Here is a 262-nt window from a genome sequence, read left to right as displayed (position 1 = left end):
ATCCACATGTGAATGACAAAAGAGAAAGCTTTTCTCCCGCGCCTTCGCTTGGGCTACGTCCTCCACCTGTGGACATCATCATCGATGGTAATATCTATCATTATTTCCATCGCGGATCTATCAACAGCTTGCCCCTTCGGGGCAATAGAAAAGATTTTTGTGCATTATTTCACACCTTAAAAATTCTAAAAAACTGTCTTGACATCTTGTAGCACCATAACGAAAGGCAGCAGAATCCTGTTCACGATCGCATTGGAACGTA

The 262-nt window shown here is 42.7% G+C and carries 1 protein-coding gene; it reads left to right on the top strand.

All coding sequences use genetic code 11. From position 1 onward, the window contains the following. A partial coding sequence (locus AC3II9_RS21940) for a hypothetical protein (RefSeq protein WP_489158830.1) occupies positions 1-212 on the top strand: 212 nt, incomplete at its 5' end. Positions 213-262 lie beyond the last annotated feature (50 nt).

Source organism: Lysinibacillus sp. RU7 (genome assembly GCF_057837305.1).
The sequence above is the reverse complement of the archived record's forward strand: the minus strand, read 5'-3'. Positions and strand labels throughout refer to the sequence as shown.